Source organism: Streptomyces sp. NPDC048604 (assembly GCF_043199435.1).
GTDB lineage: Bacteria > Actinomycetota > Actinomycetes > Streptomycetales > Streptomycetaceae > Streptomyces.
The window spans coordinates 106,186-128,042 of the sequence record NZ_JBICVX010000013.1 but is presented as its reverse complement, the minus strand read 5'-3'; the positions used below and the strand labels follow the sequence as shown (position 1 = coordinate 128,042).

Genomic DNA, 21,857 nt, shown 5'->3' with positions numbered 1-21,857 from the left:
CCTCTCGTTGAGGCTCGTGAAGCGGTGTGATCACCGTAGCGGGGTCCGGCCGGATCGTGAGATGTCCATCTCGCGATGTGGATGACTTTCCGATGGAGTCCCACGGGCCGGACGCCGCCTCCGCGTCGCAGGCGACCCCTCCCGTGGCTCCCCCTTCCGCCGCTCCGGCGGCGAAACAGGCGATACCTCCGTATAAAGGGGCGTGGGACCACGTCACGCAGCGTCGCTCGGGAGGTCACGCCATGCGTCAGGCGGCGTCGGAAGGGCGCGGACCGGTGCGCTACGGACCGCTCGCCCCGGAGTCCGGCCTGCCCGTGCCCGAGTCGCTCGCCGGAGTGCTCGCGGCGGCCGCCGGCCGGGCGCCGGCCGAGCCGTCCGGCGGCGGGCCCGTCCTGCGCGAGGCCGCCTGCGGCTACTGGTGGCGGCGCGGACTGCACACGCACGCCGAGGACGTACTCGCCGCACCAGGCGCGCAGCCCCTCCTCTTCGCCCTGCTGGCCGCCCACGAGGGCGACGTCCTGATGCCCCGGCCCTGCCCCGCCTGGTGGACCCCGCACGCCCGGCTCCTGGGGCGGCCCGCTTACCACGTGCCCACCCCCGCCGAATGCGGCGGCGTGCCCGACCCGTACGCGCTCCTGGAGACCGTCCGGCGGGTCCGCGCCGAAGGCGGCCGGCCCGCCGTGCTGCTGCTCTCCGTCGCCGACGACCCGACCGCCACCGTCGCCCCGCCCGAACTCGTCCGCGAGGCCTGCGAGGCCGCCGTGGCCGAAGGCCTGCACCTCATCAGCGACGAGACCTGGCGCGACACGCTGCACCGGCCGGGCGACACGGTGCTGCTCAGCCCCGCCGAGATGTGCCCCGAGGACGTCACCGTCCTCACCGACCTCTCCGGCGCGCTCGCGCCCGCGGCCTGGCCGTGCGCGGTCGCCCGCTTCCCGCCCGCCGCCGACAGCCCGGCGCGCCGGGCCCGCGCCCTCGACGTGCTCACCGCCCTCGGCGCGCACGTCGCGGCGCCCGTCGCGCACGCCGCCGCGCACGCCCTCGACGAGCCCGCCGACGTCGCCGCCCACGCGGCGGCCGGCGCCGCCCTGCACGCCCGCGTCGCCTCCGCCGTCCACCGCGCCGTACTCGCCTCCGGCGCGATCGCCCGGCCCCCGCAGGCCGGACGGCATCTGTACGCCGACCTCGGCCCGCTGCGGGCCGGGCTCGCCGCCCGCGGGGTCAGCGACTCCATGGACCTGGAGGACCACCTGAGCGGCCGGCTCGGCTTCGCCGTCCCCGGCGGCCACCGGTTCGGCGACGAACTGGGGGCGCTGCGCGTCCGGTTCGACACCGGGCCGCTGATCGGCGCGACCCTCGAGGAACGCGCCGCGGCCCTCCGGTCCGCCGAACCGCTCGAACTGCCCCATGTGGCGGAGGCGTTGCGCGCCTTCGCGGCCGTACTCGAAGAACTCCGCTGACCCCGGCCCCTCCCGACAGTGCCGCAGCGCCGAAACGGAGCACGCAGATGACGGAACAGACGGAGCGGACGCAGCAGCCGCCACAGACGAACCGCATCCCCCACACCGCTGCCGCACCGGCACCCCCCGACGCCCTGACCGATCACGCCACCCCGTTCGCCCCCGGCCACCCCGACCCGTCCACCTCGGTCGTCCCGTCCGCACCCGTCTCACCACCCGCCCCAGCCGTCCTGCACCCCGTCGGCCGTACCCGCACCGACTGGCCCCGTTCCTTCGTCGACCGGCTCACCGCGCCGCTGCCCGGGGTTCGCGCCCTGGCGCGGTTCGCCCGTGAGGGGGCCGTGCGGCCCGGGCCCGAGGGGCTGCGTGACATTCCGGAGCTGCCCTTCGCCCCGGGGCCGCTGCCCCTCGCCGGGCCCGACACGCTCGCCGTCACCTGGGCCGGGCACGCCAGCTGGGTGGTGCGGATCGGCGGACTGACCGTGCTCACCGACCCCGTCTGGTCCCGTCGGATCCTCGGCACCCCCGCCCGGATCACGCCGGTCGGGGTGCGCTGGGAGGACCTGCCCCCGGTCGACGCGGTCGTGGTCAGCCACAACCACTTCGACCACCTCGACGCCCCCACGCTCCGGCGCCTGCCCCGGCACACCCCCGTCTTCGTCCCGGCCGGTCTCGCCCGCTGGTTCCGCCGCCGCCGGTTCACCCGGATCACCGAGCTCGACTGGTGGGAGGCCGCCGAACTCGGCGGCGTCCGCTTCGCGTTCGTCCCCGCCCACCACTGGTCCAGGCGCACCCTGCTCGACACCTGCCGCTCGCTGTGGGGCGGCTGGGTGCTCACCGACCGGCACGCCCGCAGCGTCCACTTCGCCGGGGACACCGGCTACGGCCACTGGTTCGCCGAGATCGGCCGCCGCCACCCCGGCATCGAGCTCGCGCTGCTGCCTATCGGCGCGTACGCCCCGCGCTGGTGGCTCCGCGACGTGCACACCGACCCCGAGGAGGCCGTGCGCGGCTTCCAGGACCTCGGGGCCCTGCGGATGGCTCCCATGCACTGGGCGACGTTCGTGCTCTCCGCCGAGCCCGTCCTCGAACCGGTCACCCGGCTCCGTGCCGCCTGGACGGCGGCCGGCCTCGCCCCCGACCGCCTCTGGGACCTGCCGGTCGGCGGCTCACGCGTGCTGGTCCCGTGAGCCGCCGGAGTCCCCAGAGTCCCCGGAGTCCCCCGAGCCTCCGGAGCCCCCTGAGCCCCGCCGTAGCCGTCGCCACCCCGCCGGCGCCGCGCTGATCAGCATCGTCAGCGCGACCGCCGCCACCACGCCCTGCCACGGCTCGTCGAACAACGAGCCGCCCACGATCCCGATCAGCCCGTACGTCGCCGCCCACGCCAGACACGCCGGCAGATCGCCCCGCACGAACCGGCGCAGCGGCATCCCCGCCAGCAGACAGGCCAGCATCACCGGGATCCGCCCCGCCGGCACCAGCCGCGACAGCACCAGTACGGACACCTGGTGCGACCGCAGCCGCTCCTGCGCCCAGGCCAGCCGCTCGGGAGCCGCCCGGGCGCGCAGCGCCACCAGCCAGCGCGAGCCGTTGCGCGAGCGCACCCCGCGCTGCCCCAGCCAGTACAGCGCCACGTCCCCGAGCAGTGCCGCGCCCGCCGAGACCAGGAACACGAACAGCAGCGACAGTGGCGCGGTCTGGTGGAAGGCCACCACCGCCGCCGAGCTCACGATCGCCCCCGTCGGCACCACCGGCACCAGTGCCCCCAGCGACACCAGCAGGAACAGCGTCGGATAGCCGACCGCCTGCTGCGTCGACTCCGGCGGCAGGTCCCCGAACACCACGGCGATCCGCTCCACCGCCGGGTTCCGCCCGGCCGCCGCGATCCGCTCGATCACCGGGCGACCTCCGGCCGTACCCGCTCGCCGTGCCCCAGTCGGTGCACCGTCACCTTCGGCGCGAGCCGCGCCGCGTGCCGGACGAACTCGTCCCCGGGCGCGTGGAACTCGTGCGGACGCACCGCGTCCATCCCGATCGGCCAGTACGTGCCGTAGTGCACCGGGACCGCGGCCGCCGGCCCCAGCGCCGCCAGCGCCTGCGCGGCCCGCCGCGCGTCCAGATGCCCGTGCCCGAGGTACGGCCCCCAGCCGCCCACCGGCAGCAGCGCCACGTCCACCGGGCCCACCGCCTCCGCCATCCCGTCGAACAGCCCGGTGTCCCCGGCGAAGTACGTCCGCGCCTCGCCCTCCACCACGTACCCGAGCGCGGGGGAGCGGTGCGGTCCCACCGGCAGCCGGCGCCCGTCGTGCAGCGCCGGCACGGCCCGTACGGTCAGGCCCTCGACCCGCACCTCGTCGCCCGGCTCGACCTCGGTCAGCCGCAGCCCGTCCAGCCTGCGCAGCGCGGGCACGGAGCGAGCCGCGCCGCGCGGCACGACCAGCAGCGTCCCCGGCGCGAGCCGGGCCAGCGAGGGCAGATGCAGATGGTCGGAGTGCAGATGCGAGACCAGTACCGCCTCGGCGACCGCGGCCTGCGGCGGCGGGAGCTCCCCGCGCCGCCGCCGCAGATGGGCGAGGCGCCGCACGAACAGCGGGTCGGTCAGGAACCGGACCCCGGAGTCCTCCACCGTGCAGGTCGCATGACCCCACCAGGTGATCTCCACCGTCGCCCGCCCTTCTCACGGAACCGAACCCGGCCGGCCCAAGTCCTCCCGTACGAGCCTAAATGTCCGGAGCCGGCGGCGGGGGAGAAGCGATCACGAGGGGGAGTCCGCGCGCGGCGCGGCGGGTAGCCATCGAGGAGCAAGGGGATGGGAGCCGCTGTGTGGACCACGAGCAGCATCGGGACCGTCCGGCACTCGGCGCAGTGCCCGCGCTGCGGGGGCGTGCTGGCCGTCACCCAGGACGGCTGGAGGATCTGCCACACCTGCGGATACTCCTCACCGCCCTGAGCGCGCCTCCTCGCGCGGGCCGGATCGGAGTAGGGTCGGTCCATGGACGACGTTCGGGTGGCGGCGATCGCCAGCCTCACCCCGCTCGAGGAGCTCGACAGCGACCCCTTCCTGGTGGACACGCGCAGCCAGCACGCGATGTGCGCGCGATGGGCCGGCGACAAGGGCTACGTGGTGACGAGACAGCTGCTCTTCTACGGGCTCAGCCCCGACCACTGCGCCCTGTGGGACGACGTCGAGTCCGGTGACGTCGACCTGTTCGTGGCCCCCAACGAGCGGGTGCTCGCACGGGCGTTGACCTCGGTCTCCGGCTTCTTCGCCGAGTGCGAGCGGCGCGGGGTGCGGCTGGAGACGGCGGGGCTCGACGAGCCCTCGTACGACGCGGCCGGAAAGGCCGACGTGCACCGCAGGCTCTCGATGCCCACCGCCGGCTACGACGGCTGCTGAGCCCGTCGGCCGGGGTGTGATTCGCCCGACTTCACCCGAGCGGGTGTTGTGCCACGCTTGAGTCAGGTAACGGGTGAAAGGCGAACCTGGCGTGGGTGTGGGGAAGGTGCGCGGGCGGTTCATCGGCCGCTGGCGGAGCATGGGCGGCGCCCTGCTGCGGGTACTCGTGGTGTGGGCGGTCTCGACGCTGACCCTGCTGGCCCTGGCCGGGCTGCTGCCCGACTTCCAGCTCCGCTCCGACGACGGCGAGAGCCTGACCCGCACCGCCCTCACCGCCGCCACCGGCGCGGGCGTGTTCGGTCTGCTGAGCGCGCTGGTGTGGCCGGTGGTCGTGCGGGCGCTGCTGCTCGTACCGGCCCTGGTCCTCGGCCTGTTGGTGTTCTTCCTCAACGGCTCGCTGCTGCTGATCGCCCTCTGGCTGATCCCCGACGACCGCGGCGCCGCCGCACCGGAGACCGCCGTCGTGGTCGCCGCCGTGATGTCCGCGGTCGCCTCGGCGACCGCCACCGCGCTGGCCGTGCGCGACGACGACGCCTACCGGCGCCGGCTCTACCGGCTCGCCGAACGCAGACGGCCGCGGCCCGTCACCGGTGGCCCGCAGCCCGAGCCCGGCACCCTCTTCCTGCAACTCGACGGGGTGGGCCACCGAGTCCTGCGCGACGCCGTCCGCGACGGACTGATGCCCACCGTCGCCGCCTGGCTCGACACCACCCACCGGCTCACCCCCTGGCGCACCGACTGGTCCAGCCAGACCGGTGCCAGCCAGCTCGGGATCCTGCACGGCTCCAACGAGGACGTGCCCGCCTTCCGCTGGTACGAGAAGGACACCGGCCGGCTCATGGTCAGCAACCGTCCGGCGAGCGCGGTCGAGCTCCAGCGCCGCGCCGTCGAGCGCACCGGCGACGGCGGACTGCTGACCCTCGACGGCGCCTCCCGGGGCAACCTGTTCAGCGGCGGCGCCGACCAGCTCGCCCTCGTCCTGTCGATGGCCGCCCGGCGCGGCCGGGCCAACCGCTCCCGCTCCGGCTACTTCGCGTACTTCTCCGACCCCGCCAACGCCGTCCGCACCGCCGGCTCGTTCGTGGCCGAGGTGCTGCGGGAGTTGACCCAGTCGATCCGGGCGCGGCTGCGCAAGGAGACCCCGCGGGTCCCGCGCGGCGGGCTCTACCCCTTCGTTCGCGCCTTCGCCACCGTCGTCGAGCGGGACGTGGTGGTCGCCGCGGTCATGGGCGACCTGCTGGCCGGCCGCACCGCCGTGTACGCCGACCTCGTCGGCTACGACGAGGTGGCCCACCACTCCGGCCCGCACGGCCGGGACACCGACCAGGTCCTGCACCGCGTCGACCGGGTGGTCGCGCTGATCGCCAAGGTCGCCGAGCACGCCCCCCGGCCGTACCGGATCGTGCTCCTGTCCGACCACGGGCAGAGCCCCGGGCCCACCTTCGAGGGCGCGTACGGGCTGACCCTGAAGGATCTGGTCCGGGCGGGCTGCGGGCTGCCGGTGCCGCGCCGGGTGCGGCGCACGCCCTGGGGGCACCCCCAGACGGAGTCCGGGGGAGGTGCAGAGGCGCGGGACGCGGCCCGGGACGCGCTGCTGAGCGTGCTGCACCGGCCGGTGGACGCGCGCGCGGAGGAGGCGGAGGCGGCGCGCCAACTGCGCGGCCGGCCCGCCGAGCCGATCGTGCTGGCCTCCGGCAACCTCGGCCTGGTCTCCTTCCCGGAGGTGCCGGGCCGGATGACGCGGGAGCAGATCGAGCTGCGCCACCCGGCCCTGCTGCGCACCCTCGCGAACCATCCCGGGATCGGTTTCCTGCTGGTCGCGAGCGAGGAGCACGGCTCGGTGGTACTGGCCGGGGACGGCCTGGAGACGCCGGTCGCGGAGCTGAAGGACGACGCGGGGCCGCTGGCCGGCTTCGGGCCGGGCGCGGCGGACGCGGTGCGCCGTACGGACGGCTTCCCGCACGTCGCGGACATCATGGTCAACTCGATGTACGACCCGGCCGCCGGCACGGTCCACGCCTTCGAGGAGCAGATCGGCTCGCACGGCGGGCTCGGCGGCGAGCAGTCCCGGCCCTTCCTGCTCTCCCCGCTCTCCCTGCCCGAGCCGCCGGCCGGACTGGCGGGCGCGGAGCAGGTGCACGAGGTGCTGCGCGGCTGGCTGCGGGAGAGCTCGGGGCCGCAGGTGCCGGTGGAGGATTCGCGGCCCGGAGGCGTAGCGGAAGAATTTCTTCCGGTGGACGGCCCGGCCGGACCGGACAAAAGCGGCTGACTTGTCCGCGACGCCGCCCTCGCCGTGCTCGCCTTCGGCTTCTCGATGTGGCTGGCCGCCGGCGCCGGGTACGCGGCGGTGTACCAGGGCGTGCTGTTCCTGTTCGCGGGCGTGCTCGTGTACGCCGTGCTGTCCGCCCGCAAGAAGGCCGCCGCGACGGCGGACTGACCCGCTACTCGGCGGCGGCCGGCTCCGCGTCGCCCGGGTGTGCGGCCCGCTCCCGGCGCGCCGCGGCCCGGCCGTCCACGGCCACCGCCGTCGCCACCGCGCAGGCCAGCAGCACCAGCGCCACCAGCGCCGGGACCAGCGCCACCGCCGCGCCCGCCACCAGACAGAGCGCGCCGCCCGCGAGCAGCGCGGGCGAGGGCCGGCCGGAGGTGCGGTGCGCGAGCGCCGCCGCGCCCAGCAGATACACCCCGACGCCGCCGGTCAGCGACCAGGCGACGACGCCGTGCAGCGGCTCGGCGAGCCCGTAGTGCCCGGTGTCGGCGACCTGGTGGAGCACCTTCTTCATGCCGAGCGCGGTCAGCACCACCCCGGCGACCAGCGGCAGATGAAGGAAGGTGTACGCGTCCCGGGCGAACCGGGTGCGGTCGTCGCCGTCCAGCGCCGAGAGCCGGTGCTCGGCGGCCTCGCCGAGCCGCCGGAAGTACAGCCGCCACAGCCCCGCCGCCAGCAGCAGCCCGGCCGCCGACGCGCCGAGGACCGCCACGGTCAGCGGGAAGCCGGACACCCCGACGCCCATCGCCACGATCGACTCGCCGAGCGCGATGATCACGATCAGACCGTGCCGTTCGGCGAAGTGCCCGGGGGAGTTGACCCGCCAGCCGGACGAGCCGGTGACATAGATCCCCGCGTAGTCGATCAGCACCGCAAGCAGCCACAGCAGCAGTTGGGCGGTGCCGTCGGTCAGCGTCGCGCCGACCAGCAGCGGCACCAGCGGCGGCAGCACCGAGGCCAGCGCCGTGCGCCGCAGCGTCGCCCGCAGCGCCGGGTCGCCCCGGCCGGAGATCCAGTACGAGACGAGGTGCAGGATCCGCACGGCGGCGTAGCAGAGCACGAACAGCAGCGGCGCGGGCAGCCCGCCGGGGGCGTCCGCGAACACGTCCGGCACCGCGAGCGACACGATGAAGACCACCGCCATCACCGCGACGAGCACCGCGAACAGCGCGCCGGAGTCGGCCCGTACGACGTTCCCGAGCCACGCGAAGCAGCACCAGCACCACCACAGCAGCGCCAGCACCACCATCGCCCCGACCACCCGGGTCGGCGACGGCGCGGCCGCCATGAGCGCGGTGACCTGAGTGATCGCGTACACGAAGACGAGATCCAAGAACAGCTCCGCGGGCGTGACCCTGTGGTCGTCCGCGGTCGCCACCATGCGCGAACCCTGCCTGCCCCACCCCACGGCGTTCCCCCTCCGGACGCGACCCGCGCGGCAGCATACCCATGCCCCCGCGCCGCCTCCGGCGTACGCCCCCATTACCTCCGGGGTAATCGACCCCCGCCCGCGGACCCGGCATCGTGAAGGCACCGGGACCCGGGCGGCGCACTCCGCCCGGGCGCCGGTCCTCACCAGCACACACACCTCCGAGGAGGCTGATCCGTCATGTCCCAGGCTCTGATCGCCGGCATCTCCCGCACCACCCGGCCCCAGTCCGCGCTGCGCCGTTTCCTGGCCCTCGACGCCGTCGTCACCGCCGGCAACGGACTCGCCTACCTCCTCGCCTCCGACGCCCTCGGGGACCTGCTCGGCCTCGACGCGGGGATGCTGTTCGACCTCGGTCTCTTCCTCACCGCGTACGCGATCGGCGTCGGCCTGCTCGCCGCCCGTCCGCAGCCGCCGGCCCGCGGTGTGAAGGCCGTCGTGGACTGCAACATCCTGTGGACGCTGGGCAGCCTGCTCGCCCTCGCCGGCTGGCTGGAGCCGACCACCGCCGGCCTGCTGTGGATCCCGACGCAGGCCGCGACGGTCGCCGGCTTCGCCGCCCTCCAGTGGGCCGCGCTCCGCGCGGCTAGGACCGCCTAGCCGCGGCCAGTCCCTGGAGATACGCGACCGTCGCCGGGTCGGCCGGCAGCAGCGTCTCGATCGCCAGCTCGGAGACGGTCACGTCCATCGGGGTGTTGAACGTCGAGATCGACGACACGAACGACAGCACGTGCCCGTCGTGCTCGATCCGCAGCGGCAGCGCGAAGTACGGGTACGGCTCCGGGTCCTCCCGGTCCTCCGGGTCGCCGCCCTCCGGCAGCGGATAGGCGGCGACCTCCTCGTACAGCGCGCGTAGCGCCTCCGAGCGGGCCAGGCCGATCTGACGCTCCATCTGCGCCAGCAGATGGCCCCGCCACTCCCTCAGGTTCCGGATCCGCGGGGCCAGGCCCTCCGGGTGCAGGGTGATCCGCATCGCGTTCAGCGGAGGCGTCAGCAGGTGCTCCGGCAGGCCGCCGAGCAGCACCCCGAGGGCCTCGTTCGCCGCCACCACCGTGTACGCGCCGTCCACCACGAGCGCCGGGTACGGGTCGTAGCCCCGCAGCAGGTTCTCGATGCCCTCGCGCAGGGTCGCCAGCTGGGGGTCGTCGAACGTCGACTCCGCGTACTTCGGCGCGTACCCCGCCGCGAGCAGCAGCGCGTTGCGGTCCCGCACCGGCACGTCCAGGTGCTCGGCGAGCCGCAGGATCATCTCCTCGCTCGGCCGGGACCGGCCGGTTTCGACAAAGGAGATGTGCCGAGACGAGGACCCGCTCCGAAGCGCCAGCTCCAACTGGCTCAGCCGCCGCCGCTCGCGCCACTCGCGCAGCAGTCGCCCTACTCCCGTGCCGGACACGACAGTTGTCATGCCTCGAAGGTATCCCACCCGCTCGGCCGATCGGGCGACGCGCATGTGTTGACCTGGGGAGCGGGGCCCGAGACCGTATCGTCACCGCTGTCGGCCACGAACCGGAGGGAATCCGCGCATGCCCACTGAGCCGCTGTCGCAGAAGGATATCGAGGACCGGCTGCGGGAGCTCCCCGGCTGGTCGCTGACCGGAGCCGGTGACCGGATCGAGCGCCGCTACCGCCTCGGCGACCACTTCGCCGCCACCGCCCTGGTCGTCCATGTGGCCCAGATCCAGCAGGAACTGAACCACCACTCGGATCTGACGCTCGGTTACAACACCGTCTCCGTCTCGGTGAACAGCCACGACGCGGGCGGCGCCGTCACGGAGAAGGACTTCGCGCTGGCCGTCCGCGTCGAGGAGATCGCCCCGGGCCACGGCGCGAGCTGACCGCCCGCACCCGCGCGACCCGACCGCCCGTACCCGCGCGACCCGACCGCCCGTACCCGCGCCCCGTACCATCGGTGCGATGGGCGACACCCTGCTCGACTACGACACCGAGGCCGCGCACTACGACCGGACCCGTGGCGGCGTCCCCAGGGCCGCCGCCGCGGCCGACGCCGTGCTGCGGCTCGTTCCGCCCGGGGCACGGTCCCTGCTCGACGTGGCGTGCGGCACCGGGCTCGTCACCGAACGGCTCGCCCGCCCCGGACTGCGGGTGTACGGGGCCGACGCCGCTCCCGGCATGGTCGCCCGGGCCGCCGGGCGGCTGCCCGGCCGGGCGTTCCGTGCTGACGCGCGCCGCCTGCCGCTGCCGGACGCGTCCGTGGACGCGGTCAGCGCGGTGTGGCTGCTGCATCTGGTGCCCTTCGCGGCCGAGGTCGTCGCGGAGGCGGCCCGCGTGCTGCGCCCCGGCGGCGTGTTCCTCACCACCGTCGACAAGGACGCCGCCCACGACGTCGGCAGCGACGTCGACGCCGTCCTGCGCCCGCACCGCTCGTTCACCGCGGCCTTCGACCGCGCCGACCGGATCGGCGGATACGCCGCCGCGCACGGCCTCACCGACGCCGGCGCGACCGGCTTCACCGGCCACGGCCAGGGCAACAGCCCCCGGGGCGCGGCCGAGAAGCTGCGGGCCGGCTACTTCGCCTCCTGGTTCGACGGCGGCCCGGACCTGACCGCCGCGCTCGCCGCCGGACTCCTCGCCCTGCCGGACCCGGACGGCCGGCGCCCCGACCCCGAGTACCGGCTGGTCGCCTTCAGGCGTTCTCGCCGCCCCACGCCCGGCGGGCGAACTCCGTGAAGTCCCGGGGCTCGCGGCCCAGGACGCGCCGCACGCCGTCCGTGACCGAGGCGTTGTGCCCGTCGAGCAGCATCGTGAACAGCCCCGCCAGCCACCGGGCTTCGGCCTCCAGAAGGCCGAACTCCTGCAGCATGCCCGCGTACTCGGCCTCGGCCATCGGCACGTAGACCACCTGCCGGCCCGACGCCTTCGAGATCTCGTCGGCGACCTCGGCGAAGGTGAGCAGCCGCGGACCCGTCACCTCGTGCACCGCTCCCGCGTGCCCGTCCGCCGTCAGGGTCTCCACGATCACCTCCGCGAGATCGTCCGCGTCGATGAGCGGCTCCGCCGTCCCGCCCGCCGGGAACGCGATCGCGCCCGCCTCGACACCCGCCGCGATGGCGCCCTCGTCGAAGTTCTGCGCGAAGAACGAGGCCCGCACCACGGCGAGTTCGACGCCGGCCGCGCCCAGCGCCCGCTCCGCCCGGACCGCCTCCGGCTCGCCCCGCCCCGAGAGCAGCGTCAGCCGCCGCACCCCGTGGGCCGCGGCCAGCTCGCCGAAGGTCCGCATCGCCTCCTCCGCGCCCGGCGCGGCAAGGTCCGGGTAGTAGTTGACATACGCGGCGTCCGCGCCGTGCAGCGCCTCGGCCCAGGTGCCGGGGTCCTCCCAGTCGAAACGGGTGGTGCCGGTCCGGGAGCCGGCGCGGATGGTGAGGCCGCGCTCCGCGAGGGCCGCCGCGACCCGGCGGCCGGTCTTGCCCGTCGCGCCGGTGACCAGCACCGTCGTCGGCCGGGAAGGGTACTGCTGCGTCTGGTTCGTGTGCGTCGTCATGGCTCAAGACTCCCGTCCGGAGCCGGACTTTCCCATGCCGCACGCGCTCAGGCGCATACGCGTGCGTCTACGCCCCGGCCCGTCTACCGTCGGGACCCATGGACGCACTCGCCGGACTTCTCGACGGACCGCGGGCCAGAGGGGCCTTCCTGCTGCGCATGGTCATGGAGCCGCCCTGGTCCGTGCGGATCGAGGACCGCTCCCCGATCTGCCTGATGAGCGTCACCGAGGGCGAGGCCTGGATCGTCCCCGACGCGGGCGAGCCCGTACGGCTGCGCCCCGGCGACCTGGCCGTCGCCCGCGGCCCGGAGCCGTACACGGTCGCCGACGGGCCCGACGCCCCGCCGCGAGCGGTGATCGGCCCCGGCGGCGTCTGCACCACCCTCACCGGGGAGCCGCTGTCCGAGACGATGCACCTCGGCGTGCGGACCTGGGGCAACGCCGCAGACGGGGAGACGACCGTGCTCGTCGGCACGTACCGGATGGACGGCGAGGTGGGCCGACGGCTGCTGGACGCGCTGCCGGCCTTCGTCCACCTGCCCGCCGAGGAGTGGAACTGCCCGCTGATGCCGTACCTCGACGAGGAGATCTCCCGCGACGAGCCCGGCCAGAGCGTGGTCCTCGACCGCCTGCTCGACCTGCTGCTCATCGCCGTGCTGCGGGCCTGGTTCGCCCGCCCCGGCGCCGAGGCGCCCGCGTGGTACCGGGCCATGGGCGACCCGGTCGTCGGCCGGGCGCTGCGGCTGCTGCAGAACGACCCCGCCCACCCGTGGACGGTCGCCACGCTGGCCGCGAAGGCGGGCGTGTCGCGGGCCGGGCTCGCCCGCCGGTTCACCGAACTTGTGGGGGAGCCGCCGATGACGTACCTGACCGGCTGGCGGCTGGCGCTCGCCGCGGACCTGCTGCGCGAGACGGACGCCACGATCGAGTCGGTGGCCCGGCAGGTCGGCTACAGCGGCGCGTTCGCGCTGAGCGCCTCGTTCAAGCGGGTCAGGGGACTCAGCCCGCAGGAGTACCGGAGAGGGGACTGACGTCCGGTGGGGAACGCCTCGGGGAACGCCTTGCCGGAACGGCAACTTTTCTCGCGTTCCCGTACGAGCCCGCGCACCCTCGTCCCATGACTCACGACCACGGCGACACCCACGCCCACGGCCCCGCGCAGCACGGCAACCACGGGCAGCACGGGAACCACGGCCATCACCACGACCACACCGACATCGACTGGTCCGAAATGGCCCCGCTCCTGGAGCGGCAGGCCGAGGTCCAGGGCTCCGCCTACGCCGAGGCGGCGGCCTGGCTCGGCACCCTCGTGCCCGTCTCCGGCGTCCGCCGCGTCCTGGACGTCGGCAGCGGCCCCGGCGTCCTCACCTGCCTGCTCGCCGAGGCGTTCCCCGGAGCCGAGGCCGTCGCCGTCGACGGCGCCCCGGAGCTGCTCGCCCGGGCGAGCGCCCGCGCCGAGGCCCGCGGTCTGGGCGGCCGCGTCACCACCCTGCACGCCGAACTCCCCGAGGAGTTCGACAAGTTGGGCGAGGCCGACGTGATCTGGGCGGCCGAGTCGCTGCACCACCTCGGCGACCAGCGCGCGGCCCTGCAGACCCTCGCCGGACTGCTGCGCCCCGGCGGCCTCCTCGTCCTCGTCGAGGGCGGACTGCCGGCCCGCCGGCTGCCCCGCGAGATCGGCTTCGGCCGCCCCGGCCTGGAGGCCCGGCTCGACGCGCTCACCGCCGAGTGGTTCGGCGAGATGCGGGCCGCGCTGCCCGGGGCCAAGGCGGAGGTCGACGACTGGCGCGCGCTCCTCGCGAGCACCGGCCTCGTCCCGGCCGGCACCCGCTCCTTCCTCAGCGACATCCCCGCACCCGTGCCGCCGGTGGTGCGGGAGCAGGTCGTCTTCCAGTTCGAGCGGATCCGCCAGTCCGTCGACGAGCGCCTCGCCCCCGACGACCGCGAAACCCTCGCCCGACTCCTCGACCCCCAGGACCCCGGCTCCCTGCACCGGCGCCCCGACCTCTTCCAACTGATCGCCCGCACGGTCCACACCGCCCGCAAGGGCTAGGAGGCGGCCCCGGGGAAGCCCTCCCCGGGGGCGGGCGGGCCTCAGGCGATGTTGAACTCGGCCGGGTTCGGGCCCAGGCGGCGGTTCTCGTCGAGGGCGGTGAGGGCGGCCAGGTCCTCCGGGTCCAGTTCGAAGCCGAAGACGTCGATGTTCTCCCGGATGCGGGACGGCGTCACCGACTTCGGGATGACGACGTTGCCGGTCTGCAGGTGCCAGCGCAGGACGACCTGCGCCGGGGTGCGGCCGTGCTTCTGGGCGATCGCGACGATCGCCGGGACCTCGAGCAGCCCCCTGCCCTGGCCCAGCGGCGACCAGGCCTCGGTGGCGATGCCGTGCTTGGCGTGCGTCTCGCGGGAGGCGCGCTGCTGGAGCTGCGGGTGCAGCTCGATCTGGTTCACGGCCGGGACGACGGAGGTCTCGGCGATCAGCCGCTCCAGGTGCTCGGGCAGGAAGTTCGAAACGCCGATCGCGCGGGCCCGGCCGTCGGCCAGGATCTTCTCGAAGGCGCGGTACGTGTCGACGTACGCGTCCTTCGCCGGGACCGGCCAGTGGATCAGGTACAGGTCCACGTGGTCCAGGCCGAGCCGGTCGAGGGAGGCGTCGAAGGCGCGCATCGTGGAGTCGTAGCCCTGCTCGCTGTTCCACAGCTTGGTGGTGACGAACAGCTCGTCGCGCGCGATGCCCGAGTCGGCGAGGGCCCGGCCGGTGCCGGTCTCGTTCTCGTAGATCGCCGCGGTGTCGATCGAGCGGTAGCCGGCCTCCAGGGCGGTGCTGACGGCCCGGGTGGCCTCGTCGTCCGGCACCTGCCAGACGCCGAAGCCGAGCTGCGGCATCTGCACGCCGTTGTTGAGCGTGAGTGCGGGGACCTTGCTGGCGTTGGCGGAGTTGCTCACGAGCGGTGGATCCTTACGGTCGTCGAGTCGTCGAGAGGTACTTCAAGCGGTACTTCACGTGGTACTTCCTCTCAACGAGGATCCGGCGGAGTGCATTCCGTCGTACCGCTCTCCGTGGTCCCGAGGTACGCGTCGCGGACCGCGGGATCGGCCCGCACCTGCGCCGGGGAGCCCTCCGCGAGGACCTCGCCCAGGTCGAGGACGACGACGCGGGAGCAGAGGTCCATGACGAAGCCGACGTCGTGCTCGACGAGCAGCACCCCGCAGCCCTCCTCCGCGGCCAGCCGCCGTACGACGGCGGCCAGGCGTCGCCGCTCCTGCGCGGTCATCCCGGACGCGGGTTCGTCCAGAAGCAGGACGCGCGGGGGCTCGGCCAGGGCGCGGGCCAGCTCGGCGGTCCGGGCGAGCCCGACGGGGAGCGTGCCGGGGTACGCCCCCGCGAGCCCGTCCAGCCCGCAGGCGGCGAGGACCTCGGCGGCCCGCGCCCGTGAGCGCGCGGAGCCGCCGCGCCGCCACCGGCCGCCCTCCTGGGCGACGACCAGGTTGTCGGCGAGCGTCAACTGCCCGAAGAGCTGCTGCCGTTGGAACGTGCGACGCATCCCGTGCCGGGCCCGCCAGACGGGCGAGCGCGCGGTGACGTCGGCGCCGGACAGCCGTACCCGGCCGGCATCGGGCCGCCGGATCCCCGACAGCACGTCGAACAGCGTGGTCTTCCCGGCCCCGTTGGGCCCGATCAGCCCGCAGATCTCGCCCGGGCGGACAGCCACCGACACCTCGTGCAGCGCGCGCACCCCGCCGAACCGCACACCGATCCCCGACGCCGCCAGCACGGCCCCGCTCATACGCCGGCCCTCCATCCCAGATAGGCCTCGGTGAGCCGCTCGGGGTCCACCTCCGCGCGGGGGCCGCACCAGGCGACGCGGCCCCGAGCCAGATACGCGACGGTGTCCGCGATGCCGAGCACCTCGGCGGCCTTCTCCTCGACGAGCAGCAACGCGCTGCCGGCGTCCCGGAGTTCGGTGAGCAGGCGGTGAACCTCCTCGACGACCCGTGGGGCGAGCCCGAGCGACGGCTCGTCGGCGACGAGCACCGCGGGCGGCCGCTGCAGCAGCGGCGCGAGCGCCAGCAGCTGCTGTTCGCCCCCGGACAGCGCCCCGGCGGCGACGGCCCGTCGCGCGGCGAGCGCGGGGAAGCGCGTGTACACCGCGTCTCGGTCCTCGGCGTCGGGCAGCTGCAGCGCGAGGTTCTCCTCGATGGACAGTCCGGCGAAGATCCCGCGCCCCTCGGGCGCGAGCAGCACCCCCCGACGGGCGCGCTCCACGACGGAGTCGCCGCCGGCCGCCCGCCCGAGCACGCGCACCTCGCCGCGCGCGGCGGTCAGCGCCCCGGCGGCGACCCGGCACACGGACGACTTCCCGGCCCCGTTGGCCCCCAGCAGTACGACGATCTCCCCGCGCCGCACCACCAGATTCACCCCCTGCACCACGTGCGCCCCGCCGTACCCGGCCCAGACACCCCGCAACTCGAGCGCGGGCGGGGGACCGGGCACGTCGGCGCCCGGTGCGGGCAGCGGGCCCGGCACGTCGGCGTCCGGCGACGGCAGCGGACCCGGCTCCTCCGCACCCGCACCCGCCACCGCACCCGCACCCGCAGCGGCGACCGCCCCCGCCCCCGCCCGCCGTCGCGCGTGCAGGCGCGTCGGCAGCGCCGCGCAGTAGCCGTCCGGGTCGTTCGCGAGCGCGAGGCCCGCCAGGCCGAAGAGGATCACCGGCAGGTGCGCGGACTCCGTCACGTACTGGCTCAGCAGATGCGGGACCAGGGCGTACACCAGGCCCGCCACCACCGCGAACTGCGGCCGCCGCACCCCCGCCGCGACCACGACCGCCAACCACACCAGACCCGTCATCGCCGTGAAGTCCGTCGCGGTGATCCGCGTGTTGTACGAGGCGTACAGCACGCCCCCGAACCCCGCCAGCCCCGCCGACACCGTGAACAGCAGCAGCTTCGTCCGGACCACCGACACCCCGGACGCCGCCGCGGCCGCCGGCGCCGAGCGGACGGCCAGCATCGCCCGGCCCCATGGCGACTCCCGCAGTCGGGTCAGCCCCCAGACCACCGCGCCGCACAGCACGACCAGCGCCACCCCGTACGCCCGGTCGTCGCTCAGGTCCAGCGGACCGAGCACGGGCCGCGGCACCTCCCACCCCGTGTCGCCGTTCCGCAGCCACCGGAACTGGAACAGCACCTGGTCCGCCAGGAACGCCAGCGCCAGCGTGGCCAGCGCCAGCGACCGGCCGCCCAGCCGCAGCGCCGGCAGCGCCACCACCGCGCCCAGCAGCGCCGCCGCGCCCGTACCGATCAGCGCCGCCGCCGCGAACGGCACCCCGCGGCTCATCAGCAGCCCCGCCACCAGCGCCGCGCCCGTCACGAACGTGGCCTGCGCCAGCGAGACCATCGCGCCCAGCCCGGTCACCACCGTGAACGACATGAACACCAGGCCGATCGCCAACCCCTGGGCGAGGATCCCGCTCCAGAAGGGGGTGGTCACGGTGTAGAAGGCGAGCGCCAGCAGCACGCCGGCCGCCGCCCACACCCCCCACCGCCGCGCCCACGACCGGCCCTCCAGGTAGTCGACCGGCGGCGGGTCCACCGCGGCCGTCCCCGCCGCCCGCTGCCGCCGGGCCAGTACGAGCAGCCCGCCGAACAGGATCAGGAACGGCACCGCGGTACGGAAGCCGGTGAGCGACTCCGCGAACGAGGCGTACCCCGCCACCAGGTTCTGCAGCACCCCGAGCCCGAGCCCGCCGGCGAACGCCAGCGGCACGGACGCGAACCGCCCGAGCACGGCGGCCGTCGCCGAGACGAACAGGAACAGCGTGTAGTCGTGCGCCGAGAGCCCGAGCAGCGGCGTGGCCAGCACGCCCGCGAGGCCCGCGAGCGCCGACGACAGCATCCACGCCACCGACGACAGCCGGTCCGCGTCGATCCCGCGCAGTTCCACCAGCGCCCGGTCGTCGACCGAGGCCCGCAGCCGCAGCCCCAGCCGGGTGTGCCGCAGCAGCAGCCACAGCCCGGCCGCCGCGACGCCGGTCGCCACCCAGGTGATCAGCTGGTCGGAGTCCACGCCGACCCCGTCCAGCGGCTGCCAGGACACCGCCGGGCTCGGCCCGACTCCCGGCAGCCCGAACTGGTTCTCCGCCGGCTTCACCGGCGCGCCCGCCCGTTCGAGCAGCTCGACCAGACCGAGCCCGGCGGCCGGCATCGCGACGAGCAGACCGATCGTGGCGACGATCTGCGCGGTCTCGCCGACCTTCGCCAGCCTGCGGAACATCAGCCGGTCGAGGCCCCAGCCGATGCCGGGCGCGACCACGAACACCAGCAGCAGTGCCGTCGGCACGGGCGGCCAGCCGAAGCCGGAGTGCAGCTCGTAGAAGGCCAGCGCGCACAGGTACGCGGTCGCGCCGTGCGCGAAGTTGAACAGCCCGGAGGCCGAGTACGAGAGTACGAGCCCGGTCGCGAGCAGCGCGTACAGCGCGCCCGAGACCAGCCCGCTCAGCATGAAGCCCAGCAGGTCGCCCATGTGTCCCGGCCCCTACCCGAAGGGGATCGGCGCGTAGCACTTGAACGGCACGGCGATCTCGTACCGCCCGTTCTTCAGCCGCACCAGCGCCCCGCAGCCGAAGCTCTCCTTCTGCCCGCGCGGCTCGGCCCGGTCGCCGACCAGCGTCCCGGTGTCGGAGAAGGCCGCGGCGGCCTTCTGGAAGGACTCGACGGTGAGGTCCTTGCCGGCCTTCGCGGCGATCGACAGGAACAGGTCGGCGCTCATGTACCCGGTCATCATGTGCATGTTGAGCGGTACGTCCTTGCCGCCGGCTGCCTTCCTGATGTCCGCCTTGAACCGGCGCATCGCCGGCGTGTCCGCCTCGAACGGCTGGAACTGCAGCAGCACGTGCACCCCGTCCAGCGCCTGCCGGGTCGCGTCCTTGGCGAGCAGCCCCGGGTCGTAGTCCGTCGGGTCGGACAGCACGCCCTTGTACCCGGCCCGCTTCAGCGCCGTGAACAGGCCGATGTTGTACGGGGTCTGCATCACCGAGATCACCACGTCCGGCGCCCCGCCGTTCGCCGAGCGCAGGATCTCCTTGGTGTACGCCGACCAGTCGCTCGGCAGCGAGGTCGCGGGCACGGCGGCCTTCGCGTACGAGACCTGGAAGCCGGCCGCCTTGAACCCCTGGGCGAACGTGCGGATGCCGAACGTGCCCGCGTCGTTGTCGTTGGCGAGCAGCGCGACCGACTTGCCCCGGGCGCCGCCCAGTACGGTGGCCAGGCCCTCCGGCCAGGTCTGGTTGAGGGTGCCGCCCGGCATCGGGACGAGGCAGCCGTTGAATCCGTAGATGTGCTTGGGTCCGCAGAACGACGGGAGCGTGCCCCAGCCGATCGTGGGCACCTTCTGCGCGTTCAGGAAGTCCGCGCCGGAGAAGGTGACCGAGCTCATCGGCGCGACCGCGAACACCTGGTCCTGCTGGACGAGTTTGCGGGCCGCGGCCAGGTTCCGCGCCGGGTCCTGGCCGTCGTCCTCGGCGCCCAGGTACTCGATTCTCCGTCCGTTGATCCCGCCCTCCGCGTTGGCCCGTTCGTAGCGGGCGCGCGCCCCGAGGTCGGTGTCCTTCTTGGAGTAGCCGCTCGCGGTGGTCATGGAGACGATGCCGCCGACCTTGACCGTGTCGGCGGTGACTCCGCGTACGGAGTCGCCGGGCTTCTGGGAAGTCCCGCCGGTGGAGGCGGAGTTGCAGGCGGTGGCCAGGAGCAGCGCCGCCGCCGCGGCGGCGAGGGTGCGGATCGGTCGCAACACGTCGGTCGTCCCTCCGTCGGGTGACCGCATTCTGTGACCGACCTGATGAACCGTCAATAACTGATGCAGCGTCAATTGACGATACGTCAGGCGCCTGCCGTGTGCCGGGAGGGTGTGCGCGGGGCGGTCCGTCACCGCCCTCCGCTCACCCGTACAGTGCGTCGACCTCCACCGCGTACGCCTGCTCGATCGCCTTCCGCTTCAGCTTCAGCGACGGCGTGAGCAGACCGTGCTCCTCGGTGAACGGCTGCGCCAGGATCCGGAAGGTGCGGATCGACTCGGCCTGCGAGACCAGCGTGTTGGCCGCCACCACGGCCCGCCGGATCTCCGTCTCCAGGGCGGGGTCGCGCACCAGCTCCCCGGGCGTCAGCGGGGTCCGCCCCTGGATCGAGAGCCAGTGCTCCACGGCCTCCGGGTCGATCGTGATCAGGGCGGCGATGTACGGCCGGTCGTTGCCGACCACGATGCACTGCGCCACCAGCGGATGCGAGCGCACCCGCTCCTCCAGGCCCGCGGGCGACACGCTCTTGCCGCCCGAGGTCACCAGGATCTCCTTCTTCCGCCCGGTGATCGTCAGGTAGCCCTCCACGTCCAGCGCCCCCAGGTCCCCGGTGGCCAGCCAGCCGTCGTTCATCACCTGCTGCGTGGCCTGCGGATTGTTCAGGTACCCGGAGAACACGTGGGCGCCGCGCAGCCACACCTCGCCGTCCTCGGCGATGTGCACCGTCGTCCCCGGCACGGGCATGCCCACCGTGCCGTACTTGGTGCGCTCCGGCGGGTTCGCGGTCGCCGCGGCCGACGACTCGGTCAGCCCGTACCCCTCGAAGATCGTCACGCCGGCGCCCTCGAAGAAGAGCCCGAGCCGCCGCTCCATGCCCGAACCGCCGGACATCGCGTGCCGCACCCGGCCGCCCATCGCCTCGCGGACCTTCCCGTAGACCACCTTGTCGAAGAACTGGTGCTGCATCCGCAGCGTCGCCGACGGGCCCGGCCCGAGCCCGAACGCCTTGTGCTCCAGGGCCTCCGCGTACTTCACCGCCACTTCCGCGGCCTTGTCGAAGGGGCCGGCCTTTCCGGCCGCCTCCGCCTTGCGCCGCGCCGCGTGGAAGACCTTCTCGAAGATGTACGGCACCGCCAGGATGAACGACGGCCGGAAGGCCGCCAGGTCCGGCAGCAGCGCGGACGCCTGGAGTACCGGCTGGTGCCCCAGCTTCACCCCGCTGCGGATCGCCGCGACCTCCACCATGCGCCCGAAGACGTGCGCCAGGGGCAGGAACAGCAGCGTCGACGCCTCGTCACCCGGCTTCGAATGGAACACCGGCTCCCAGCGGCCGGTCAGCATGTCCGACTCGAACATGAAGTTGGAATGGGTGATCACGCAGCCCTTGGGGCGGCCCGTCGTGCCCGAGGTGTAGATGATCGTGGCGGTCGACTCCGGTGTCACCGCGCGCCGGTGCCGGTGCACGACCTCGTCGTCGATCTCCGTGCCCGAGGCCGTCAGCTCCTCGACCGCGCCCGCGTTGATCTGCCACAGCCGCTGCAGCCGGGGCAGCCGGTCCACCACCGAGCCGATGGTCATCGCGTGGTCCTCGTGCTCCACCACGCACGCCGTGACCTCGGCGTCGTGCAGCATCCACAGCACCTGCTCGGCGGACGACGTCGGGTACACCGGCACGGACTGGGCGCCCAGCGCCCACAGCGCGAAGTCGAACAGCGTCCACTCGTACCGGGTACGGGACATCAGGGCGACCCGGTCGCCGAACCGCACGCCCTGCGCGATCAGGCCCTTGGCCAGGCTCAGGACCTCGTCGCGGAACTGCGCCGCGGTCACGTCCCGCCACACGCCCGACGCGTCCTTGCGGCCCAGGACCACCTTGTCGGGCGTCGCCGAGGCGTGATCGAAGACGGCGTCCGCCAGACCGCCGACCTGAGGCGCCGCCTCGACCGGCGGCACCGTGAACTCGCGCAATGAGCTGCTCCTCGCCCTGCTCCCCGGAGCGTCTGGTCA

General features: G+C 74.3%; 20 protein-coding genes and 1 pseudogene. 11 read left to right on the top strand and 10 right to left on the bottom strand.

The window, feature by feature from the left end; genetic code table 11:
* Positions 1–242 precede the first annotated feature (242 nt).
* Positions 243–1,460 (top strand): aminotransferase class I/II-fold pyridoxal phosphate-dependent enzyme, encoded by a 1,218-nt coding sequence (locus ACGFMM_RS25880; RefSeq protein WP_393648822.1) that lies wholly within the window; start codon positions 243–245, stop codon positions 1,458–1,460.
* A gap of 47 nt (positions 1,461–1,507) precedes the next feature.
* On the top strand, positions 1,508–2,650 hold the full coding sequence (locus tag ACGFMM_RS25875; protein WP_393648821.1) for an MBL fold metallo-hydrolase: 1,143 nt from the start codon (positions 1,508–1,510) through the stop codon (positions 2,648–2,650).
* Here the strand turns inward: ACGFMM_RS25875 and ACGFMM_RS25870 are convergent.
* Together ACGFMM_RS25870 and ACGFMM_RS25865 are read right to left on the bottom strand one after the other, a co-directional pair.
* Entirely contained in the window at positions 2,630–3,319 is a 690-nt protein-coding gene (locus ACGFMM_RS25870; protein WP_393648958.1) for a DedA family protein, read from the bottom strand. The genes ACGFMM_RS25875 and ACGFMM_RS25870 overlap by 21 nt on opposite strands.
* Before the next feature lie 35 nt (positions 3,320–3,354).
* Entirely contained in the window at positions 3,355–4,122 is a 768-nt protein-coding gene (locus tag ACGFMM_RS25865) for an MBL fold metallo-hydrolase (protein WP_393648820.1), read from the bottom strand.
* A gap of 147 nt (positions 4,123–4,269) precedes the next feature.
* Here ACGFMM_RS25865 and ACGFMM_RS25860 point away from each other — a divergent pair, with 147 nt between their 5' ends.
* The 4 genes and pseudogenes from ACGFMM_RS25860 to ACGFMM_RS25845 form a co-directional block, all read left to right on the top strand.
* Positions 4,270–4,410, top strand: a complete 141-nt coding sequence (locus tag ACGFMM_RS25860; RefSeq protein ID WP_393648819.1) for a hypothetical protein — start codon at positions 4,270–4,272, stop codon at positions 4,408–4,410.
* 42 nt (positions 4,411–4,452) lie between these two features.
* Positions 4,453–4,857: a hypothetical protein gene (locus ACGFMM_RS25855; RefSeq protein WP_393648818.1), complete on the top strand. Its 405-nt coding sequence runs from the start codon at positions 4,453–4,455 to the stop codon at positions 4,855–4,857.
* Positions 4,858–4,996: 139 nt separating this feature from the next.
* On the top strand, positions 4,997–7,126 hold the full coding sequence (locus ACGFMM_RS25850) for a phage holin family protein (RefSeq protein WP_393648957.1): 2,130 nt from the start codon (positions 4,997–4,999) through the stop codon (positions 7,124–7,126).
* Positions 7,127–7,294, top strand: a pseudogene (locus ACGFMM_RS25845) (amino acid permease); the annotation flags it as partial. It lies immediately after the preceding gene.
* Positions 7,295–7,298: 4 nt separating this feature from the next.
* Here the strand turns inward: ACGFMM_RS25845 and ACGFMM_RS25840 are convergent.
* Complete coding sequence (locus ACGFMM_RS25840) at positions 7,299–8,507, bottom strand: low temperature requirement protein A (protein WP_393648817.1); 1,209 nt, start codon at positions 8,505–8,507, stop codon at positions 7,299–7,301.
* 228 nt (positions 8,508–8,735) lie between these two features.
* Between ACGFMM_RS25840 and ACGFMM_RS25835 the strand changes: the two genes are divergently transcribed.
* Entirely contained in the window at positions 8,736–9,155 is a 420-nt protein-coding gene (locus tag ACGFMM_RS25835; RefSeq protein ID WP_393648816.1) for a hypothetical protein, read from the top strand.
* Here the strand turns inward: ACGFMM_RS25835 and ACGFMM_RS25830 are convergent.
* A complete protein-coding gene (locus ACGFMM_RS25830; RefSeq protein ID WP_393648815.1) occupies positions 9,142–9,960 on the bottom strand; it encodes a helix-turn-helix domain-containing protein in 819 nt (272 codons plus the stop codon). The genes ACGFMM_RS25835 and ACGFMM_RS25830 overlap by 14 nt on opposite strands.
* Positions 9,961–10,078: 118 nt before the next feature.
* Here ACGFMM_RS25830 and ACGFMM_RS25825 point away from each other — a divergent pair, with 118 nt between their 5' ends.
* Entirely contained in the window at positions 10,079–10,390 is a 312-nt protein-coding gene (locus tag ACGFMM_RS25825; RefSeq protein WP_393648814.1) for a 4a-hydroxytetrahydrobiopterin dehydratase, read from the top strand.
* Between the two features lie 91 nt (positions 10,391–10,481).
* Complete coding sequence (locus ACGFMM_RS25820) at positions 10,482–11,243, top strand: class I SAM-dependent methyltransferase (protein ID WP_393648956.1); 762 nt, start codon at positions 10,482–10,484, stop codon at positions 11,241–11,243.
* Here ACGFMM_RS25820 and ACGFMM_RS25815 read toward each other — a convergent pair.
* The gene (locus ACGFMM_RS25815; protein ID WP_393648813.1) at positions 11,200–12,054 is read right to left on the bottom strand and encodes an NmrA family transcriptional regulator; all 855 of its coding nucleotides are present in this window, start codon (positions 12,052–12,054) and stop codon (positions 11,200–11,202) included. The two genes, ACGFMM_RS25820 and ACGFMM_RS25815, sit on opposite strands and share 44 nt — an antisense overlap.
* Before the next feature lie 98 nt (positions 12,055–12,152).
* Between ACGFMM_RS25815 and ACGFMM_RS25810 the strand changes: the two genes are divergently transcribed.
* Both ACGFMM_RS25810 and ACGFMM_RS25805 read left to right on the top strand, forming a co-directional pair.
* The gene (locus tag ACGFMM_RS25810; RefSeq protein ID WP_393648812.1) at positions 12,153–13,085 is read left to right on the top strand and encodes a cupin domain-containing protein; all 933 of its coding nucleotides are present in this window, start codon (positions 12,153–12,155) and stop codon (positions 13,083–13,085) included.
* Positions 13,086–13,171: 86 nt separating this feature from the next.
* Positions 13,172–14,107: a class I SAM-dependent methyltransferase gene (locus ACGFMM_RS25805; protein WP_393648811.1), complete on the top strand. Its 936-nt coding sequence runs from the start codon at positions 13,172–13,174 to the stop codon at positions 14,105–14,107.
* A gap of 41 nt (positions 14,108–14,148) precedes the next feature.
* Here the strand turns inward: ACGFMM_RS25805 and ACGFMM_RS25800 are convergent, their stop codons facing one another.
* The 5 genes from ACGFMM_RS25800 to ACGFMM_RS25780 all read right to left on the bottom strand — a co-directional run bounded on the left by ACGFMM_RS25800 (position 14,149) and on the right by ACGFMM_RS25780 (position 21,818).
* Positions 14,149–14,940 carry an aldo/keto reductase gene (locus ACGFMM_RS25800; protein WP_393648955.1) on the bottom strand — a complete coding sequence of 264 codons (792 nt, stop codon included), beginning with the start codon at positions 14,938–14,940 and terminating at the stop codon, positions 14,149–14,151.
* Between the two features lie 131 nt (positions 14,941–15,071).
* The gene (locus ACGFMM_RS25795; RefSeq protein ID WP_393648810.1) at positions 15,072–15,842 is read right to left on the bottom strand and encodes an ABC transporter ATP-binding protein; all 771 of its coding nucleotides are present in this window, start codon (positions 15,840–15,842) and stop codon (positions 15,072–15,074) included.
* Positions 15,839–18,580 (bottom strand): ATP-binding cassette domain-containing protein, encoded by a 2,742-nt coding sequence (locus ACGFMM_RS25790; protein WP_393648809.1) that lies wholly within the window; start codon positions 18,578–18,580, stop codon positions 15,839–15,841. The genes ACGFMM_RS25795 and ACGFMM_RS25790 overlap by 4 nt, the downstream gene beginning before the upstream one ends.
* A gap of 12 nt (positions 18,581–18,592) precedes the next feature.
* The gene (locus ACGFMM_RS25785) at positions 18,593–19,849 is read right to left on the bottom strand and encodes an ABC transporter substrate-binding protein (protein WP_393648808.1); all 1,257 of its coding nucleotides are present in this window, start codon (positions 19,847–19,849) and stop codon (positions 18,593–18,595) included.
* Positions 19,850–19,994: 145 nt separating this feature from the next.
* Positions 19,995–21,818, bottom strand: coding sequence for an AMP-dependent synthetase/ligase (locus ACGFMM_RS25780; protein ID WP_393648807.1), 1,824 nt, complete (start codon positions 21,816–21,818; stop codon positions 19,995–19,997).
* Positions 21,819–21,857 lie beyond the last annotated feature (39 nt).

Bases quoted from the DNA above. Each gene is read 5' to 3' on its own strand.
- ACGFMM_RS25850 (WP_393648957.1), top strand. From the start codon at position 4,997: ATGGGCGGCGCCCTGCTGCGGGTACTCGTGGTGTGGGCGGTCTCGACG.
- ACGFMM_RS25840 (WP_393648817.1), bottom strand. From the start codon at position 8,507: ATGGTGGCGACCGCGGACGACCACAGGGTCACGCCCGCGGAGCTGTTC.
- ACGFMM_RS25825 (WP_393648814.1), top strand. From the start codon at position 10,079: ATGCCCACTGAGCCGCTGTCGCAGAAGGATATCGAGGACCGGCTGCGG.
- ACGFMM_RS25795 (WP_393648810.1), bottom strand. From the start codon at position 15,842: ATGAGCGGGGCCGTGCTGGCGGCGTCGGGGATCGGTGTGCGGTTCGGC.
- ACGFMM_RS25805 (WP_393648811.1), top strand. From the start codon at position 13,172: ATGACTCACGACCACGGCGACACCCACGCCCACGGCCCCGCGCAGCAC.
- ACGFMM_RS25875 (WP_393648821.1), top strand. From the start codon at position 1,508: ATGACGGAACAGACGGAGCGGACGCAGCAGCCGCCACAGACGAACCGC.
- ACGFMM_RS25810 (WP_393648812.1), top strand. From the start codon at position 12,153: ATGGACGCACTCGCCGGACTTCTCGACGGACCGCGGGCCAGAGGGGCC.
- ACGFMM_RS25855 (WP_393648818.1), top strand. From the start codon at position 4,453: ATGGACGACGTTCGGGTGGCGGCGATCGCCAGCCTCACCCCGCTCGAG.
- ACGFMM_RS25830 (WP_393648815.1), bottom strand. From the start codon at position 9,960: ATGACAACTGTCGTGTCCGGCACGGGAGTAGGGCGACTGCTGCGCGAG.
- ACGFMM_RS25860 (WP_393648819.1), top strand. From the start codon at position 4,270: ATGGGAGCCGCTGTGTGGACCACGAGCAGCATCGGGACCGTCCGGCAC.
- ACGFMM_RS25835 (WP_393648816.1), top strand. From the start codon at position 8,736: ATGTCCCAGGCTCTGATCGCCGGCATCTCCCGCACCACCCGGCCCCAG.
- ACGFMM_RS25790 (WP_393648809.1), bottom strand. From the start codon at position 18,580: ATGGGCGACCTGCTGGGCTTCATGCTGAGCGGGCTGGTCTCGGGCGCG.
- ACGFMM_RS25800 (WP_393648955.1), bottom strand. From the start codon at position 14,940: ATGCCGCAGCTCGGCTTCGGCGTCTGGCAGGTGCCGGACGACGAGGCC.
- ACGFMM_RS25815 (WP_393648813.1), bottom strand. From the start codon at position 12,054: ATGACGACGCACACGAACCAGACGCAGCAGTACCCTTCCCGGCCGACG.
- ACGFMM_RS25880 (WP_393648822.1), top strand. From the start codon at position 243: ATGCGTCAGGCGGCGTCGGAAGGGCGCGGACCGGTGCGCTACGGACCG.